The sequence below is a fragment of the Dietzia sp. SYD-A1 genome, assembly GCF_015356725.1.
Taxonomy (GTDB): Bacteria; Actinomycetota; Actinomycetes; order Mycobacteriales; family Mycobacteriaceae; genus Dietzia.
In genome coordinates this window covers 1-2,214 of record NZ_JADDKI010000054.1, presented here as the reverse complement: position 1 = coordinate 2,214, position 2,214 = coordinate 1, and the positions used below count along the sequence as shown (strand labels likewise).

The 2,214-nt window shown below is 70.5% G+C and carries 2 protein-coding genes and 2 pseudogenes; 2 read left to right on the top strand and 2 right to left on the bottom strand.

The genetic code is table 11. The features are described from left to right. Window positions 1-595, top strand: a pseudogene (locus tag IY392_RS02825) (DNA integrity scanning protein DisA); the annotation flags it as partial. A gap of 42 nt (window positions 596-637) precedes the next feature. On the opposite strand, the gene IY392_RS02820 reads toward IY392_RS02825, so the two are convergent. Next, window positions 638-1,285 carry a hypothetical protein gene (locus IY392_RS02820; protein WP_182613240.1) on the bottom strand — a complete coding sequence of 216 codons (648 nt, stop codon included), beginning with the start codon at window positions 1,283-1,285 and terminating at the stop codon, window positions 638-640. 56 nt (window positions 1,286-1,341) lie between these two features. After that, the gene (locus tag IY392_RS02815; protein ID WP_107755694.1) at window positions 1,342-1,995 is read right to left on the bottom strand and encodes a carbonic anhydrase; all 654 of its coding nucleotides are present in this window, start codon (window positions 1,993-1,995) and stop codon (window positions 1,342-1,344) included. Between the two features lie 38 nt (window positions 1,996-2,033). On the opposite strand from IY392_RS02815, the pseudogene IY392_RS02810 reads away from it, so the two are divergent. Further along, a pseudogene (locus tag IY392_RS02810) lies at window positions 2,034-2,214 on the top strand (A/G-specific adenine glycosylase); the annotation flags it as partial.

Here is a 2,214-nt window from a genome sequence, read left to right as displayed (position 1 = left end):
CGGCGCCCGCACCGCCCGGGCCCGCGACCGGCTCGACCGCGCGGAGCTCGGCGGGTACGCGTCCGTCCGCGACGTCGTGACGATGGCCCAACGGCTGGTCCGGCTGGACCGTCTGGGTGCCGAACTCGCCGAGCTCGCGGTGGAGATGGGCGAGTACGGGCGCCAGACCACACTCCAGCTCGAGGAGTTGCTGGCCGACACCCCGAACGAACTGTGGGGCCTCGTCGCCGACCACGTCGCGGTGGATCCCGCGGAAGGGAGCACGGTCCCCACCGCCGAGCAGGTGGCGACCGGGCTCGAGCGACTGGCGGCGCTGAGTGACGCCGATCTCCTCCTGCCCGGCCCCGTCGCGCGCTGCCTCGGCCTGCCCGCGGAGCCAGAGGACCTGGACGAGCACGTCACCGCACGTGGACACCGGATGCTCGCCCACATCCCCAGGCTCCGACCCGTGCAGATCTCGGCCCTGGTGGAGCGATTCGGCTCGGTGCCGGCACTGCTCGCCGCCGAACAGACCGACTTCGCGGACGTGGAGGGCGTCGGAGCCCTCTGGGCCAGGCACCTTCGTCAGTGGCTGACCGGCCTGGGGTCGTCCTAGCGCCGGGGTCGTCCCAGGGGCAGAGGGGCCCGCCGCCCGGGGTCAGCCTCCCTCGACCACGTTGAAGGTGGCCGCCGGGCTGAAGACGTTCCCGACCAGCGCGTACACCTGGTAGGCGCCGACCTCGACAGGGGTCCGGTCCGCTTCCGTGCAGGCGCCCTCCGCGGAACGGCGGCCGGTCCAGTCGATCTGGCGGGGCTCGGGCTCACCGGGGCGGAGCTCCACCTCGTCGTCCTCACGGGGGGTGGTGCAGTCGATGCTCGACCACACCTTGACGTTGGTGTCCAGACGGTAGACCTCGAAGGACAGCGGCGCCTCGGAGAGGTCGCGATCGCACGTGGTGTCGGAGGTGTTGAGGATGTTGACGAAGAACCGGACATCCTGCCCCACCGCGACGTTGGGCTCGGCGGGCCAGACCTCCAGGCTCAGGTCCTCGTCCGCGCACCGGCCCCGCGAGGCGCCGCCGTCGTCCCGGGTGGTCTCCGTGGTCGTGGTCTCGGTGGTGGTGGCCGCCTCGGCCGAGTCGACCTCGCCGCCGGTCGCCGAGTCCTGGGTGTCCGTGCCACTGTCCCTGGAGGCGAGGAAGAGTGCCAGCACCACGGCCAGGACCGCGACGACCGCTATGGCGACCGCGGCGACGCGGCGACGCACATAGACCTCGCGCGGAAGGGAGCCCTGGGGTTCGTGCACGGGTCCAACTCTAGAGCCGGGTCGGCGCCGCACCCGATCCCCCTCGCGGCGTGTCCCTAGACCGCGATCATCTCCTCACCCGGGCCGTGGGGGATGTCGTCGACATCTCCCAACACGCTGCGCAGGTACGCGTGGCCGTCGGAGAGCTTGTAGGTGACGCCGACGATGGCCAACCTCCCCTCGTCGATCCGGTCGCTGATGATCTTGGACCGCTGCTTGAGAAGTTGGCCGGTTTCGAGGACGTGTCGGGCCTCGAAATCGTCGATCGCACTGAGTCCCTCGCGACGCCCGTTGAGGATCGAGGGCGAGACCTTCTCGACGACGTCCCGCAGGAAACCGGGAGGGATCTCCCCGGTGTTGAGCGCGTCGACCGTGGCCTTGACGGCTCCGCAGCTGTCGTGGCCGAGAACCACGATCAACGGGGTCTCGAGCACGTGGACCGCGTACTCGATCGACCCGAGCACCGCCGAATCGCTGATGTGGCCCGCGGTTCGGATCACGAAGAGGTCCCCGAGTCCCTGGTCGAAGATGATCTCCGCGGCGACCCGGGAGTCCGAGCACCCGAAGAGCACGGCCTTGGGGTTCTGCGCGGCGACCAGGGTCTGGCGGTGCTCGGTATTCTGACCGGGATGACGCATCTCGCCCCCGACGAATCGATGGTTACCGTCACGGAGGGAGGCCCAGGCCTTGATGGGATCGGTATGAGGCATGACTCATATTGTGCACACCGCGGTCTGACGGGCGCACGGTGACCTCTGTCGACCCCTCTGCCCTGCTGTCCTGGTTCGAGCGCGCCGGGCGCCCCCTGCCCTGGCGCGGGCCGGAGGTCGGTGCGTGGGAGATCCTGCTCTGCGAGGTCATGAGTCAGCAGACCCCTGTCGCCCGCGTGGAGCCCGTCTGGCGGGCGTGGCTCGAGCGGTGGCCCGGCC